The following is a 15,376-nucleotide window of genomic DNA, read 5'->3' as shown; positions in this document are numbered from 1 at the left end:
GAGGGATTTAAGCGCTGGAAACAGAGCGCAATACAGCCAATGCACCCTGAAATAGAAACGGGCATTGCGTTGTTGCGGCATTCAAAGACAACCATAACCGTCTGTAGTTCTTGGTTTTTCTTATAAATCTACAGCTCTGATATGCTTCGCGGCCTGTGGCCTGAGGTAGCACCATGCAACTCATCGATATCGGCGTCAACCTGACCAATCCAAGTTTCGACGGCAAACATCACGCTGTTTTAGAGCGTGCTTACGCTGCTGGCGTCGCGCAATTGGTCCTCACCGGCACCAGCGTTGAAGGCAGCGAACGCGCCTTACAACTGTGCCGCGAGCTGGACGAAAACGGTGATCGGCTGTTCACCACCGCCGGCATTCACCCGCACTCGGCCAGCGACTGGAACGGTGACAGCGCCCAGCGTTTACTGGCCTTGCTCAAAGAACCTAACGTGCGGGCCGTAGGCGAATGCGGGCTGGACTTCAACCGCGACTTCTCACCCCGCGCCCAACAGGAGAAAGTGCTCGAAGAGCATTTGGCAATGGCCGTTGATTTGCAGATGTCGGTGTTCCTGCATGAGCGCGACGCTAACCAACGCCTGCTGGAGATCCTGCGTAACTACCGCGACCACCTGCCGGCAGCAGTCGTGCACTGTTTCACGGGCGAGAAGCGGGCATTGTTCAGCTACCTCGACCTGGACCTGCACATCGGTATCACTGGCTGGATTTGTGATGAACGGCGCGGCACTCACCTGCACCCGCTGGTGCGTGACATCCCACGGGGTCGGCTAATGCTTGAAAGCGATGCCCCGTACTTGCTGCCGCGCACCCTGCGACCTAAGCCCAAAAACGGCCGTAATGAACCGAGCTACTTGCCGGAAGTTTTGCGTGAAGTGGCCGTGCACCGCGAAGAAAGCGAGCACGACCTCGCGGCCCATACCACGGCCTGCGCCCGGGCATTTTTTGGTTTGCCGACACTCAATGCGTAACCCCAACTGCCGCAGGCTTCGATAAGGTCCGAAGGGCCCTGGTTGTCCACAAACAGGGCCGCTACGCTGCCCATCGCAGCCTCCGGCAGCGACTACAGTCCTTGACCCACATCAACACTGCCTTTACTGAGTAGCGGCACAATGATGGCACCTTGCCAATATTGTTTCCGCAAAATCAGAGAAGACCTTCCATGGGTGCCTGGCTTAGCAACATCTCGCTTAAGTACAAATTCTGGGCCGTAAATGCAGTGGCCTTTGTCACGACGTTGCTGTTGGTGCTGTATGCCGTGCAACTCGAACAGCAATCGCGCAGTGACGCTGCACAGAGCAATGCCGAGGCCCAAGCGAATTTACTCAGTGTCTGGCCCGCGGCCCAAGCATGGCCTGAAGCCCGTGATCTACTGCACATCGCGCCCGATGATGTCCCGACGCTCAACGATCAGCCACTTTCGCAGTTGAGCAATGCCAACGGCTGGGTGTCGATCAATCGCATGCCGCTGTTTGGGCAAAACCCGTTATCAGGGGCCGCAGTGGTCACCCGCGAGAATGGCCAAAAAGTCGCCGTACTGGCTTATGCACCAAGCTTGGCTCAAGTGTTCGTTGAACGTTTACCCAATTATGCGATGGCCGTCTTGGTGTTGATGCTGGCCATGCTCGGCGCCTCCCAATTGCTGATCCGCTTTTTGCTCAGCCAACTCAACACCCTTAAAGACGTGATGTTGCATGTCGAAAAAACTGGGGACTTGTCAGCTCGCGTGCCACTGGCCTGCACGGATGAAGTCGGGCAGATGGCCAACGCTTTCAACGCCATGCAAGCGGGTTACCAGCGCGTGGTGAACACGGTGGCTGACACCGCAGCGCAACTTGACGCCGGGGCTGCGCGCTTGGCCAGCAGCATGAATGACGTGCAAAACGGCATGCTCGGCCAGCAAAGTGAGACCGATCAGGCCGCGACCGCAATTAATGAGATGACCGCCACGGTTTATCACATCGCACAACACGCAGGCGCCACCCGAGATCTGTCGCAAACCGCCGACAACCTAGCCGGCAGCGGGCAGCAGGTGGTCAGTCGAGTGCAACACTCCATCGCCAGCCTGTCTGACGGGGTACAAAAAACCGCCGAGATGATTCAGCAATTGGCGCAAGACAGTCAGAAGATCAATAGCGTAGTCAATGTGATCCACAGCATTGCCGAACAGACCAACCTGCTGGCACTCAACGCCGCCATCGAGGCCGCACGGGCGGGCGAGATGGGGCGCGGCTTTGCGGTCGTCGCCGACGAAGTGCGGCACTTGGCCAAACGCGTACAAACGTCCACCGACGAAATAACCTCAATGGTGTCAGCCTTGCAAGCAGGCACCCGCGATGCGGTGGACTTTATGCAGGAAAGCTCCTTCAAGGCCGACGATTGTGTGCAACAAGCACAGGAAGCAGGCGCCGCCCTGGCCGAGATTACCCACGCAGTGGCGCAGATGCGCGAAAGCAACACGCAAATCGCCGTGGCCGCCGAGCAGCAAAGTCAGGTTGCGGAAGAAATGAACCGGGCCGTGGTCAGCATCCGCGATGTGACTGAAAACACCGTCCAGCAAACCGTCGATTCGGCGACCACCAGTAACCAGTTGGCAACACTGGCCGCAGAGTTAAACCGCGCCATTGGTCAGTTAAAGCTATAAGGCCAATAGCCAGACTTGATTCGCCGTGCGCCCATCACGGCCCTATTCTCTGTTCATCCGGTTCAGACACGACTGAACCCTTCAAACAAGGAGATTGATCATGGGCAAACGTCATCCCAACCTACCCGCCTGGCAATGGCGCTCAAACCCACAGAGCAATCACAGCGCCAACCGTCAGGCAGTGCACCTGATCGCTGTACCGATGATGGTGCTGGCCTTTCTTCTGTTGGCCTCTGGGGTGTTCAGCAACGATGCACCGAGCGCCGTGATTGGCTTAGTCGCTCTGTGTGCAGGCATGGTGATACAGCGCCAGAGCCGTCAGCAAGACGCCAAGGCTCAGGCGGCACAGCGCAGTAAAACCTTTTGACTAGCCAAAGATGGCTACGGTCTGGCGACTGATCGCTATCAGTTCGCCATTGGGGGCCCACAGATTGGCCGCCACATGGCCGTAGCCGTCACGGGCATGCTCAATAACTGCCAAGTATTGGCACCACTCAAGGGTGCTGGCCTGAGGCAGCGGTTGCACAAACTCAACCGTCCACGTCAGCGTGCTGCCCGAAGTCGGCTTGTTCAAAAGCGGCAGCAAGGCCGGTGGCCACGCATCAACCAGCGCCAACAAATGGGTTTCAGTCAACGGTTGTTCTTCCACCTCGCCCGCTAAACGCACCCAACCGCCCATTTCCCGCGTGCCACGCCCGGTAAACGGAAACGCACCCACTGCCCAGCCCATGGACAAATGCCGCATAAACTCTGGCGTAACGCCTTTGATGTAGGGCAATAACGGGCATTCTTGCGGCGCTTTCATTTGCGGTGCAGGCACACTATCGACCTTAACCACAGACTCGCGGGCCGCACCAAAGCTGCCTTGAACCAGTGTCACCACCTGGCCTTTTTGCACAGCACGGCCCAGCACTTGGCTGACAGCCTTGCCTTCACGCAGCACCTCAACTTCAAAACTGATCGGTACGCCAGGCTCGGCAGGTCCGACAAACGTGACGGCAAGCGAGCGCAACGCACGCTCGGCCGACACCTGAGCAAGCATGGCTTCGTATTGCAAAGCCACCACCAACCCGCCAAAACTGGCACGCCCCTGCCCCCAATCTTCAGAGATCGTCACGTCTGACGGATTTTTGCGCACTGCGTCGACCAATTCTGAAAACTGCATAAACACCTCAAAGCAGAGAAATATGACGCGATACTACTGATCTGCTTGAGGCTGCACAGCACTCATTTACGCCAAATCAGCTGCTGAAAGAGCAGTCAGGCAGCAATATGGCGCACGCAACTGCTACGAAATCGACATGCTATACACGGCTAAACCGCGCCGCACTCAATTTGACCAGCGCCCGGTCAGCGCGTTTCTCGCTGCGCTTGAGCGTTGCACGCCATTGCTCGATGCAAGGTTGCAGGTCTGGCTGCTGCTCTGCCTGCAACAACCACTGCCAGGCGTCATGCCATTCACCCAAAGCCTTTTGCGCGTCTTTGAGCCGGTTCATCAGCCCTGCGGGGATGCTTTCCAGTTCTGGATAGGCTTCGGCGCCATAACGCACGCGCTTGATCAACAACCGCACTTCATGCCGGTCGTGACCCGGATCACTCAATGCTTTGTGCAATGCCTTCCACTGCTTGGCCAACACCGCGCCAATGCGCCCACGCAACCCGCGCAGCAAGCCTTCACGTTGGGAGGCGCGCAAAAATCTCGGGAACACATCCAGGATCATCAGCAGTTGCGACAGCTCAGTACTGTCTGCCACCCGCTCATAACTGCCTGCCAGCTGTTTCAAACGTCGCGTGGCCAGTGCGGGGTGACCGTGTTGCTCAAGGTGCGCGGCCAACACTTCCAGGTCACGCAATGGCGTTGTTAACACACCGACCTGAGACGCCGACATTTCAAGCTGAACCACGCCCGGCAAGCCCCGCAACGGGCGTAACAAGCTGCGCAAACGACGCACAGTGGTCCGCAGGTCATGCAGCGCCTCTGGGTCTGTCTCAGCCTGCAAGCGCGCCTGACAGGCCAGCAACCTGACCTCCAGGCGCAAGCAGTTGACTACGATCCGATCAACCAAATCAGACATCCTTTCCCTCCCCCGTTACCCCGATTTAACGCCCGGCACGGGACTCACGAATATAGAAACGCGCTTTCTCGGCTTTGGTGGTGCAGCCTTCAAACGCTTCGAATTGTTGCTGGGTTTTTGCCGCCGTCAGCAAAGACAACGCCTTGGAATAACTGACCGTGCCTGCAAAACCTTCAGCTTTGGCCAAATCCAGCTCATGCCACGCCGCATCCAGCTGAGTACCGCAACTGTCACGATAAACCGTTTTACCCGCGCAACCGGCCAAAGCAATTGCCATTAATGGCACACAGATCCAAGCTTTCATGGTTCATCCCTCAGATTATTGTTCACAGCCAACTAAGACGAGCTACAGGCCTAAAAGTGCCCTTATGCCAAATACTGCACGCTCAAGCGTACCCAGCGATCTTTTGATCCTTTAAAGCACCCTAGGCCAGATCGCCTTTACAGCCTAGCTGGCAGATACGGTTTGAGCTGTCGTTACACGCCACAAAAAGGCATTGTAAGCACTTGTCTGGCAAAGGGCCGCGTCATGAAAAAGCGTATTGCATTGGTACTAGGCTCAGGTGGCGCGCGTGGGTATGCCCATATCGGCGTAATAGAAGAACTCGAAAGCCGTGGCTACGAGATCGCCTGTATTGCCGGTTGTTCGATGGGCGCGGTGGTCGGAGGCGTTTATGCGGCGGGCAAACTGGATCAGTACCGCGACTGGATTCAAAGCCTCGATTACTTGGATGTTCTGCGTTTGGTGGACGTGAGTTTTCGGCTGGGGGCCATTCGGGGTGAAAAAGTCTTTGGGCAAATACGTAATATCGTGGGCGAAATCAACATCGAAGACCTGCGCATCCCCTACACAGCCGTTGCCACTGACCTGACCCACCAACAGGAAATATGGTTTCAGGAAGGCTGCCTGCACCAAGCCATGCGTGCTTCTGCCGCTATTCCTAGCCTGTTCACCCCCGTGATGCAGGGCAACCGAATGCTGGTTGACGGCGGCTTGCTCAACCCTTTGCCCATCGTCCCGGTGGTGTCCAGCCATTGCGACCTGATCGTCGCCGTAAACCTGAACTCAACCACACAAAACCACTATCAATTACCCGTCATTCAGCGCCCGGCAGCGTTTAAAGGGCGCTTTGATAATTTGATGAGTTCGCTGGGCTCGCACATTCCGTTTCGCACCAAACAGGCCGAACACCTGCGCAACCTAGAACAGGAAATGCTCAAGCCGTTTGCCGAGCAGCCCGTTGAAGAGCAACCCAACCCTTGGCTTGAGTCAGCCTATCCAAAAAGCCGGCAACCCGCCCTCGCCAACGAAGGCGCGCCAAAATCGGCCACGGGCTCGGTCATCGTCGACAACGTCGGCCCCGCGTCGCTACTGGATTTGATCAACCAGAGTTTTGAAGTGATGCAAACCTCTTTGGCGCAATACAAGATTGCGGGCTACCCACCCGACATTTTGATCAACGTGCCAAAACGGGTGTGCCGTTTTTTTGAGTTTTACAAAGCGCCGGAGCTCATCGCTTTAGGCCGTGAAATCGCCAAGGACACGCTGGATCGCTACGAAGCGGATCAACGCATGCACCTCTGACGAAATTTCAGCTCAAGAGCCGATAACCGACCCCGGCCTCGGTGGCGATAAAACGCGGCGAGGTTGGCTCATCAGCCAGTTTCTGGCGCAAATGGCCGACCACAATGCGCAGGTAGTGACTGTTCTCGATGTGGCTCGGCCCCCAAATATCCTTGAGCAGTTGCTGCTGGGTAATCACCCGGCCCGGATGCCGCGCTAGTTGCGCCAGCACCGCGTATTCCTTGCGCGTCAGCGCCACTTCCACACCGTCGAGCAGCACCCGGCGAAACGCCAGGTCGATGGTTAACGGGCCCAGCTCAACCGCCGCTTGCTGGGCTTCACCCGTGGGCGCCTGACGCAGCAAGGCGCGGATGCGCGCTAAAAATTCCTGAATCCCAAATGGCTTGGTCACGTAGTCATTGGCCCCGCCATCCAACGCCTGAACTTTTTGCGTTTCACTGGCGCGCACCGAGAGCACCAGCACCGGCGCATTGGACCACTCGCGAAACTCGCGCAATACCTGTTGGCCGTCCATGTCCGGCAAGCCCAGGTCCAGCACCAGTACGTCCGGCTTGTTCAACGCCGCTTGGCTCAAGCCTTCAGCCCCGGTCGCGGCTTCCAGCACGTTGTAGCCTTGAGACACCAGACTGATGCGCAAGAACTTGCGAATCTGGGGCTCATCATCAATGACTAAAACAGTCGCGGGCAGGCTCATGACAGTTCATCGCGGCAAAAGTATGGCCAAAGAATATCAGTCTTCACGCTCCGCCTCTTCCTGATCCATGGCCGGTTGATCGCGCAACGGCAAATACAAGGTGATGCAGGTGCCCTGCCCGCCAATGCCGTCGCCCACGGTGATGCGGCCACCATGCGCGCCGACCATCCCCTGACAAATCGCCAACCCAAGCCCCGTGCCCTGCCCCCCGCGATCTCCACGGGCAGCGGTGTAGAACATGTCAAAAATCTTCGACCGGTCTTCTTCGGGAATACCCGGCCCCTGATCGCTGACGGAAAACCACAACTCACCTTCGTCAGCACCTGCGCTCAATTGCAACTGAGCATGAGGCGGCGAGAAGCGTGCAGCGTTTTCCAGCACATTAATCAGCGCCTGCTCGATCAAGGCGGCATGAACGTGGAGCAATGGCAGTTGTGGCGGCACATCGACGTGTACCTGCAACGGCGCCAGCACGGTGCGCAATCGGTTCAAGGCGCTGCCCGCAATGTCGGCGGGTGAGACCCAGTCCCGGGCCAGCTTCAAGGCGCCGTGGCCAAGCCGGGTCATGTCTAGCAAGTTCTGTATGTAGCGATCCAGACGCTCGGCTTCATCGCGGGTGCCTTCGAGCAATTCGCGTCGATCAGCCAGCGCGATGGCCTCGCCCAAGGCCAGCAAGGTATCGATGCTGCCGCGCATGGTGGTCAGCGGGGTGCGCAAGTCATGGGACACCGACGCCAGTAACGCGCTGCGCAATTGTTCGGTTTCGCCGTGCAAACGGGCCGCTTCCAGGTCTTGCGCCAAGCGTGCACGGGCCAGCGCCTGTGCCAGCGGCTGGCTCAGTGCCATCAGCAAGCGCCGACGTTGGCCGCTCAGTTGCTGACCCTCTTTAGGGCAAACCCCAAGCAGGGCCAACGGCCCTTCTTCAGCACTCAATGGCCACCACCACCAATTGCCCATTGGCAAGGTGCCCGTGCCTTTACCCGCCGGTTGGTCGTGTGTCCAAGCCCAATCGGCAGCGGCTCTTTCCGATTCGTTAAAGTGCAGCGGGCCGCCGGTTTCGACAGTCCAGCCGCCGCTGCCATCACGGTTGAGTAGGCACACATTGAGTTCTTGCCAGGCGCTCAAATGCTGAGCCGCCGCATTGATCACCGCTTGGCGATCCGTCGCTGCCGTGAGCTTGCGCGACAGGTCGAGTAACTGCGTGGTTTCTTCCTGAGTGTCACGCAACGCTTGCAGTTGCCTGCGCTGACGGGCCGCCAAGTTGCCGGTGAGCGCAGCCATCAGCAAAAAAAACAACAGCGTCAGTACGTCTTCTTCACGCTGAATGCTTAACGAGAAGTTGGGGGGAATAAATAGAAAGTCGTACGCCAGAAATGACAGCGCAGCACAGGCCAACGCGGGGCCTAGGCTACTGCGCACAGCGACCAGCAACACCGCGGCCAAAAATACCAGCGAGATATTGGGCAGCGCCAACACACTGGCGACCGCCCATGCCAACGCACTGGCCAGCACCGTTGCCACCAGCGCCAAGCCATAGTCAAACCACACCAGCGCATGTTTGCCACGACTCACGGCGGGCTCGCAGGACTGCTCGTTGTCGAGTACGTTGATTTCCAGACCGTGTGAATTACGCAACAAGCGCGCCGCCAGCCCGCCACCGAACACACGTCGACGCCACGTCAGCCGTGACTGCCCCACCAGCAGTAAGCTGGCACGCCGTTCACTGGCGTGCTGGATTAAGGTTTTGGCTACTTCACCCGCGCGCAACAGCACCACTTCCCCGCCCAGCCTTTCGGCCAATTGCTGAGCGTTTTGCAGGCGTAAACGCGATTGCTCGTCACGGGCGCTGCCGTTGTCGACGTGCACCAAGCTCCAAGGCAAGTGCCGCCGCTCCGCGACCCGGCTCGCATGGCGCACCAGACGCTCGGCATGTACATCGCCATCAATGCCCACCAACAAGCGGCCACGTAACGCGGGCGCCGACTGCCCTTGTTGGCGATAGCCTTTGTCGAGTTCATCGTCGACGTACACAGCGGCGGTCTGCATCGCCAGCTCGCGCAGGGCGTTGAGGTTGGTCTGGGAGAAAAACGCATCAATGGCCGCCCGCGCCTGCTCGGGCACATAGACTTTGCCCTCGCGCAGCCGCTCCAGCAATTCACGCGGCGGCAAGTCGATCAGCAGCAGTTCGTAGGCTTCCTGAACGATCCAGTCAGGCAGGGTTTCACGTACCTGCACCCCAGTGATGCCACGCACTTGATCGTTGAGGCTTTCGAGATGCTGGACGTTGACGGTGGTGTAGACATCGATGCCCGCGGCCAACAGTTCTTGTACGTCTTGCCAGCGTTTGGCATGGCGGCTGCCGGGGGCGTTGCTGTGGGCCAGTTCATCGACCAGCACCAAGGTTGGTTGAGCCGCGAGCAGGCCATCGAGGTCCATTTCTTCGAGCTGCACACCCCGGTACTCAGAACGCAGCATGGGTTGCTGGGGCAAACCGTTGAGCAAAGCCTCGGTCTCGGCCCGACCATGGGTTTCGACCACCCCGGCCAACACCGCGACCCCTTGGCGCAGTTGAGTATGGGCGGCTTGCAGCATGGCGTAGGTCTTGCCCACACCGGGGGCCGCACCAAGAAACACTTTAAGCCGCCCACGACCAGCGCGAGGCAAATCAGCTAACAGCGCATCGGCGCGACCGGAATTTGTCATGGCACCTACCTAATGAATACATAACTTCTGTCGGAGCGAGCTTGCCTCGCGATCTTTTGATCTTTAAAAAATCGTGAGCCCGTTCGCCCCTACAGATTGAAGTCAGCTTTTGAGCTGCGCCAGCGCCTGGTTCAACAACAACACGTTAACCACCGGCGGACCTACCAGCGGCTGTTCGATGTGTTTTTGCACCAGTTGCTCAAGCGTTTCTACCGGCACATTACGCGCTGCCGCAACCCGTGCCAGTTGATAGCGTATTGCCTCTGGTGGCAAGTGCGGGTCCAGGCCGCTGCCCGAGGTGGTTAACAGTGCCAGGGGAACCGGACCTTGATCAGGCACGGAAAGCTGCACAGCACTCTCTTTAACCCGCGCGGCCAAGGCCGGGTTGCTCGGCGCCAAGTTGCTCGCCGAGCTAGAAACCGTGGCAAACGCCCCCGCCGACGGCCGTGGATGAAACCAGTTGTCGCCGGTAAAGTCTTGCGCGATCAGCACCGACCCCACCACGTTCCCTGTACTGTCTCGCACCAGGCTGCCATTGGCCTGCGCCGGGAAGGCAACTTGGGCGATGCCGGTGACAACCAGCGGGTAAACCACGCCAGTGATGGCGGTCATCAACAGCATCAGGCTCAGGGCCGGACGTAAAAAAGAAGCCATCATTCATTCCTCCGAAGGCGCTTAAACCAAGTGCAGCGCGGTGAGCAGCATGTCGATCAGTTTGATCCCGATAAAGGGCACCACCAGCCCGCCCACGCCATAGATCAGCAGGTTGCGACGCAGCAAGTGCGCGGCACTCGCCGCCTGCACCCTGACGCCGCGAAGGGCCAGCGGAATCAACACGACGATGATCAGGGCGTTGAACACGATGGCTGACAAGATCGCGCTCTGCGGGCTGTTCAGGTGCATCACGTTGAGCACCCCAAGTTGCGGGTAGACGGAGGCAAACAGCGCGGGCAGGATGGCGAAATACTTGGCCACGTCGTTGGCGATGGAAAAGGTCGTCAGCGCGCCACGTGTCACCAGCAGTTCTTTGCCGATTTGCACCACGTCCAACAGCTTGGTCGGGTCGCTGTCGAGGTCGACCATGTTGGCCGCCTCACGCGCCGCTTGCGTACCATCATTCATCGCCATGCCGACGTCAGCCTGCGCCAGCGCCGGGGCATCGTTGGCACCGTCGCCACACATGGCGACTAAACGACCATCGTTTTGCTCGTGGCGAATACGCGCCAGTTTCTTCTCCGGCGTGGCCTCGGCCAACACGTCATCCACGCCTGCTTCGGCGGCAATCGCAGCGGCGGTCAGCGGGTTGTCGCCGGTGACCATCACGGTGCGAATCCCCAGCTTGCGTAATTCGGCAAAACGCTCGCGAATCCCTGGTTTAACGACGTCTTTGAGGTGGATCGCGCCGAGCAGCCGACCTTGAGCACACACCAACAACGGTGTGCCGCCACTTTGGGCAATTTTGTCGATTTCACGCGACAGTGCGGGTAACACTTCGCTGCGTTTAAGGCCGACAAACGCCAGCACTGAATCCACCGCGCCTTTGCGATAGACCCGGCCGTTAAAGTCGATACCCGACAAGCGCGTTTCAGCCGTGAACGGTACTGCGTTGAAGTCTGACGCGGGGGGCTCAGGCAAGGTCTGTGCAGCGCGAATAAACTCGACGATGGACTTGCCCTCCGCCGTCTCATCCGCCAGAGAAGCCAGCAACGCGCCTTCGGCCAACTCTTTGGCAGTCACGCCCGGTGAAGCGTACAGCGCGGTGCAGCGACGGTTACCAAAAGTGATGGTGCCGGTCTTGTCGAGCATCAGCACGTGCACATCGCCCGCGGCTTCAACGGCACGGCCCGACTTGGCGATCACGTTGAGGCGCACCAGCCGGTCCATGCCCGCGATACCAATGGCTGACAGCAACCCACCGATGGTGGTCGGAATCAGCGTGACCAGCAGCGCCACCAAAAATACCATCGGCAGGCTGCCAGCGGCATAGTAGGCAAAAGGTTGCAGGGTCACGACCACGATCAGGAAGATCAGGGTTAGGCCGATTAGCAGAATATCCAGCGCCACTTCGTTCGGGGTTTTCTGACGCTTGGCGCCTTCGACCAGCGCGATCATGCGGTCCAAGGTCGACTCGCCGGGGTTGGCGCTGATTCGCACCACCAGCCAGTCCGAGACCAATCGCGTATTGCCGGTGACCGCCGAGCGATCACCGCCCGACTCACGAATCACGGGCGCAGATTCGCCGGTAATCGCCGCTTCGTTGACCGCGGCAATCCCTTCGATCACCTCGCCGTCTCCGGGGATCATCTCTCCCGCTTCGACGCGCACCACATCACCTTTGCGCAGACGGGTGGCCGGGACGATTTCATAACCGCCCGTGCTTGTACGTCGACGCGCACTCAAGCCTACGCTGCCAGCCTTGAGGCTGTCGGCACGGGCTTTACCCCGGCCCTCGGCCAGGGCTTCGGCAAAGTTGGCGAACAGCACGGTAAACCACAGCCACAAGGCGATTTGCACCGCCACCCCGGTAGGCACCGCAGGCTCAGGCATAACGCACAGGATGGTGGTGAAAATCGCCGTCAATTCGACCACCAGCATCACGGGTGAGCGTTTGAGTTGGCGTGGGTCGAGCTTGACGAAGGCTTGCAGTAAGGCTGGGCGCCACAGATCGGCGAACGCGGTTTTCGGTGATTCAGGCGCCTTGGCATCAGGCGTAGGTGTCAACGTTGAAACAGGAGCAGGCATAGTCATGATCGTCTCCTCAGAAGCCCAGAGTCAGTTGTTCAGCGATGGGGCCAAGGGCCAGCGTCGGCAAGAAGGTCAGGCCGCCCACCAGCAAAATGGTCACGGTCAGCAGTGCCACAAATAACGGGCCGTGGGTCGGGAACGTGTTCTGGCCAATCGGCGCGGTTTTCTTCATCGCCAGACTGCCTGCCAACGCCAGCACCGGCAGGATGTAACCGAAGCGTCCCAGCAACATGCCTAGGCTCAGCATCAGGTTGTAGAACGGCGTGTTGGCACTCAGGCCGCCGAATGCCGAACCGTTGTTGGCACTGGCCGAGGTAAAGGCGTACAGGATTTGACTGAAACCATGGGGGCCAGGGTTACTCACGGCGGCCACCGCACTCGGCAACACCGAAGCGATTGCCGCCAGCACCAGCACGCCGACCGGCATCACCAGCAACGTCACAACCAACAGTTGGACTTCTTTGGCTTGCAGCTTTTTGCCGAGGTATTCCGGTGTGCGGCCAATCATCAGACCGGCAAGAAACACCGCGATCAGCACGTTCAGCAGCATGCCGTAGAGCCCGGCACCCACACCGCCGAAGATCACTTCACCGACCATCATGTTGACCAGCGCGACCATCCCGCTCATAGGGTTGAGGCTGTCGTGCATGCCGTTTACTGAGCCGTTGGACGCTGCGGTCGTGGTTTCGGCCCACAGCACAGTGCCGGTGGTGCCGAAGCGCGTTTCCTTGCCTTCCAGTGGGGCGGTGTGTTGAACCAGCGGGCTGTTCAGCGCCGGGTTGGGTTGGTATTCGGCATATAACGCGGTACCGCCACCGATCAAGAACAACGCCAGCATGCAAGCGATGATGGCTCGGCTCTGGCGCAGGTCTTTGACGTAATGGCCAAAGGTAAACACCAGCGCTACCGGGATCAGAATGATCGATGCCAGCTCAAACAGGTTGCTCCAAGCGCTCGGGTTCTCGAACGGATGCGCCGAGTTCACACCAAAGAAACCACCGCCATTGGTGCCCAGTTGCTTGATCGCAATCTGGCTCGCGGCCGGGCCCAGCGGGATCACTTGGTCCACGCCCTGCATCGTCACCGCATTCACGTAATGAGCAAAGGTTTGTGGCACGCCTTGCCACACCAAAAACAGCGCCAACACCAAGCACAGCGGCAGCAAGCCGTAGAGCGTGGCGCGGGTCATGTCAGCCCAGAAGTTACCCAGGGTTTGCGCCGAACGACGACCAATACCCCGGCACAATGCGACCAATACCGCCAGACCAGTCGCTGCGCTGACGAAGTTTTGCACCGTCAGGCCAGCCATTTGACTGAAGTCACTGAGCGAGGCTTCGCCGCTGTAACTCTGCCAGTTGGTGTTGGTGACAAAGCTCACCGCCGTGTTGAACGCCAAGGTCCATTCTTGCCCTGGCAACTGTTGCGGGTTGAGCGGCAGGTACTGTTGAAACAGCAGAATCGCGAACAGGATCACAAAGCCTGCGAGGTTAAAGGCCAGCAACGCCAAGGTGTATTTCTGCCAGCTTTGTTCGCTGCTCGGGTCAACCCCGGCGACGCGATAGCAGAGCTTTTCGACAGGCCCTAATACCGGCGTCAGCCAGGTTCGCTGGCCTTCCATCACCTTGTAGTAAAAGCGCCCCAACCACGGCGCAGGCAACAGCACCAAGACGAAGAAAGCCAGAATCAGCGCATAGTCATAACTGTGCATATCCGCTCCTAGTTCCGATCTGCGCGCAACAGCGCAACCAGCAGATAAACGAACAGCCCCACTGCTAACAGCAGGGACACCCCATCCAGAACGCCCATGACAACTCTCCCAAAGCGGCATGTGCCGCGTGTAGGAAGAGTGTGTGCAATGTGCGCGTAAAGGATCGAGATCGAGGGGGATGCGGGGGCGTAAAGAAGGCGTAAAAAAACTTAACGGCGCACCGCGGTGCTCTCCTGTAGGAGCGTACGGCCTGTTTTGAGTAGTCGGTGATCATTACCCGCTGCCATAAAGCCCGCTGCGGCATTAAATAAAGTCCCAACGGGTCTGGAAGGCCCTTGGGTTTTCGATAACCAATGAGCAGCCGCGCTAAAGTGAGCACCTGTGTTGGAAAGGCCTCCGTTTTCAACCTCTTTCGCTGTGTCCAGATAAAAACCTGCGTGCGACACACTCAGATGCGGATCTGCGTGGGAGATTAAATTTTTATTAGTCTCGGAAAGAAGCTGTGTGAACGAGTTATTTCTAGTCATATTTCCAAGCCCCTCATCTAGAAGAACTCTCCCAGGTGCGACCAGCTCTGGGTTGGATAGGTTGCGTGTTAATGAGCTCTTTGCAATATCGACAACTTGTTTAATCAGGCTCTTATGTTCAGTGGGTGAAACTCCGGCTGCTGCACCGATCACGCTTAACCGTTTGGTTGGCAAACGGAAACGCCCTGTTGAATCCTGCCAATTCACTGGATCTCCGGAACAATAAGCGTAGGTATTAATGCCGCCTTTTAAAAATGGGCTCAGTGAGTCGGGACTATTAAACCGCATGAGCACCGGGTTATATGCCCGATAACCAATGCCCAACAGATAATGCCCAGTCATCGGGTCTGGCGGCTCGCCATTAAAACCAAGCAACGTACCCAAGCCATTGAAGACAGTGCGCTGCCCATACGGACTGTATCCCTGATGGGTGTGCTTATCGGTGCTTAGTACTGAGCGCTGAACGTCTGTGGCCAATAACAGGGTGTGCTCGTTATCACATTGCGCCAAGAGCTGATCAGCGCACTGAAACAGGCAGGTATAGGTGGCGCCGCTAATTTCAGTAACCAAGCGTTGGCGTTGATAGAAACGCTGCGATGGCGGTTCGCTGGCCGACGTAGCGCTGGTCAGCCGATCTAATGGGTCATAGTTGTATACACAAGAAGAAACGTTCATATCAGCAC

The 15,376-nt window shown here is 58.3% G+C and carries 14 protein-coding genes; 4 read left to right on the top strand and 10 right to left on the bottom strand.

Features of this window, described 5'->3' with window-relative positions:
* Nucleotides 1-173: 173 nt before the first annotated feature.
* The 3 genes from B347_RS0116090 to B347_RS25110 all read left to right on the top strand — a co-directional run bounded on the left by B347_RS0116090 (nt 174) and on the right by B347_RS25110 (nt 3,023).
* Nucleotides 174-983 carry a TatD family hydrolase gene (locus tag B347_RS0116090; RefSeq protein ID WP_019410717.1) on the top strand — a complete coding sequence of 270 codons (810 nt, stop codon included), beginning with the start codon at nt 174-176 and terminating at the stop codon, nt 981-983.
* Nucleotides 984-1,174: 191 nt separating this feature from the next.
* The gene (locus B347_RS0116085) at nt 1,175-2,656 is read left to right on the top strand and encodes a methyl-accepting chemotaxis protein (RefSeq protein WP_019410716.1); all 1,482 of its coding nucleotides are present in this window, start codon (nt 1,175-1,177) and stop codon (nt 2,654-2,656) included.
* A 100-nt stretch (nt 2,657-2,756) separates the two neighbouring features.
* Entirely contained in the window at nt 2,757-3,023 is a 267-nt protein-coding gene (locus B347_RS25110) for a hypothetical protein (RefSeq protein WP_019410715.1), read from the top strand.
* Here the strand turns inward: B347_RS25110 and B347_RS0116075 are convergent, their stop codons facing one another.
* From B347_RS0116075 to B347_RS0116065, 3 genes are all read right to left on the bottom strand, one after another.
* Complete coding sequence (locus tag B347_RS0116075) at nt 3,024-3,821, bottom strand: acyl-CoA thioesterase (RefSeq protein ID WP_019410714.1); 798 nt, start codon at nt 3,819-3,821, stop codon at nt 3,024-3,026.
* Nucleotides 3,822-3,960: 139 nt separating this feature from the next.
* Nucleotides 3,961-4,731: a CHAD domain-containing protein gene (locus tag B347_RS0116070; RefSeq protein ID WP_019410713.1), complete on the bottom strand. Its 771-nt coding sequence runs from the start codon at nt 4,729-4,731 to the stop codon at nt 3,961-3,963.
* A gap of 25 nt (nt 4,732-4,756) precedes the next feature.
* The gene (locus B347_RS0116065; protein WP_026014235.1) at nt 4,757-5,035 is read right to left on the bottom strand and encodes a hypothetical protein; all 279 of its coding nucleotides are present in this window, start codon (nt 5,033-5,035) and stop codon (nt 4,757-4,759) included.
* Nucleotides 5,036-5,260: 225 nt separating this feature from the next.
* Between B347_RS0116065 and B347_RS0116060 the strand changes: the two genes are divergently transcribed.
* Nucleotides 5,261-6,316 carry a patatin-like phospholipase family protein gene (locus tag B347_RS0116060; protein WP_019410711.1) on the top strand — a complete coding sequence of 352 codons (1,056 nt, stop codon included), beginning with the start codon at nt 5,261-5,263 and terminating at the stop codon, nt 6,314-6,316.
* Between the two features lie 7 nt (nt 6,317-6,323).
* On the opposite strand, the gene B347_RS0116055 is transcribed toward B347_RS0116060, so the two are convergent.
* The 7 genes from B347_RS0116055 to B347_RS26030 all read right to left on the bottom strand — a co-directional run bounded on the left by B347_RS0116055 (nt 6,324) and on the right by B347_RS26030 (nt 15,368).
* Nucleotides 6,324-7,010 carry a response regulator gene (locus B347_RS0116055; RefSeq protein ID WP_019410710.1) on the bottom strand — a complete coding sequence of 229 codons (687 nt, stop codon included), beginning with the start codon at nt 7,008-7,010 and terminating at the stop codon, nt 6,324-6,326.
* Between the two features lie 36 nt (nt 7,011-7,046).
* Nucleotides 7,047-9,713: a sensor histidine kinase gene (locus B347_RS0116050; RefSeq protein ID WP_019410709.1), complete on the bottom strand. Its 2,667-nt coding sequence runs from the start codon at nt 9,711-9,713 to the stop codon at nt 7,047-7,049.
* 102 nt (nt 9,714-9,815) lie between these two features.
* Nucleotides 9,816-10,367: a potassium-transporting ATPase subunit KdpC gene (kdpC, locus tag B347_RS0116045; RefSeq protein WP_026014234.1), complete on the bottom strand. Its 552-nt coding sequence runs from the start codon at nt 10,365-10,367 to the stop codon at nt 9,816-9,818.
* Nucleotides 10,368-10,388: 21 nt separating this feature from the next.
* Entirely contained in the window at nt 10,389-12,461 is a 2,073-nt protein-coding gene (gene kdpB / locus B347_RS0116040) for a potassium-transporting ATPase subunit KdpB (RefSeq protein ID WP_019410707.1), read from the bottom strand.
* Nucleotides 12,462-12,471: 10 nt separating this feature from the next.
* The gene (gene kdpA, locus B347_RS0116035) at nt 12,472-14,166 is read right to left on the bottom strand and encodes a potassium-transporting ATPase subunit KdpA (protein WP_019410706.1); all 1,695 of its coding nucleotides are present in this window, start codon (nt 14,164-14,166) and stop codon (nt 12,472-12,474) included.
* An 8-nt stretch (nt 14,167-14,174) separates the two neighbouring features.
* Nucleotides 14,175-14,264 carry a K(+)-transporting ATPase subunit F gene (gene kdpF, locus B347_RS25105; protein ID WP_003446770.1) on the bottom strand — a complete coding sequence of 30 codons (90 nt, stop codon included), beginning with the start codon at nt 14,262-14,264 and terminating at the stop codon, nt 14,175-14,177.
* Between the two features lie 111 nt (nt 14,265-14,375).
* Nucleotides 14,376-15,368: an RHS repeat-associated core domain-containing protein gene (locus B347_RS26030; RefSeq protein ID WP_081498309.1), complete on the bottom strand. Its 993-nt coding sequence runs from the start codon at nt 15,366-15,368 to the stop codon at nt 14,376-14,378.
* Nucleotides 15,369-15,376: the final 8 nt, after the last annotated feature.

Source organism: Pseudomonas psychrophila HA-4, assembly GCF_000282975.1.
Classification (GTDB): domain Bacteria; phylum Pseudomonadota; class Gammaproteobacteria; order Pseudomonadales; family Pseudomonadaceae; genus Aquipseudomonas; species Aquipseudomonas psychrophila_A.
The sequence above is the reverse complement of the archived record's forward strand: the minus strand, read 5'-3'. Positions and strand labels throughout refer to the sequence as shown.